The organism is Mesorhizobium sp. M00.F.Ca.ET.216.01.1.1 (assembly GCF_004010325.2).
Classification (GTDB): domain Bacteria; phylum Pseudomonadota; class Alphaproteobacteria; order Rhizobiales; family Rhizobiaceae; genus Mesorhizobium.
Genome location: NZ_SADR02000490.1, coordinates 1 through 294 on the forward strand (window position 1 = coordinate 1; position 294 = coordinate 294).

Consider the following 294-nt stretch of genomic DNA (forward strand, 5'->3'; position numbering starts at 1 on the left):
GCGAAGCGCTGCGCGAAGGCGGAGCGCGACGCTCCCATCAGCCGCGCCAGCGCCTCGACCGTCCAGTCGCGGTCGGGCTGCAGGTGAATGGCGGCGAGCACCTTGCCGACATCCGGATTGCGGACGGCGGCGATCCATCCGGTGGCATCGCCGCAGCCATTCTCGACCCAGGAGCGGATGATGGTGGCGGCTAGCACGTCCGCAAGGCGGGCAAGGATGCCGCCGGAGCCGACCCGATCCATCGTCACCTCGCCGGCCATCGCGTCGAGCAGATGCTGGCTGCCCGGCGCGTTC

1 protein-coding gene is annotated in these 294 nt (G+C 71.1%); it reads right to left on the reverse strand.

What is annotated here, in order from left to right:
- The coding region (locus EN859_RS37105; RefSeq protein WP_135913741.1) for a cupin domain-containing protein at window positions 1–294 on the reverse strand (294 nt) is incomplete at both ends.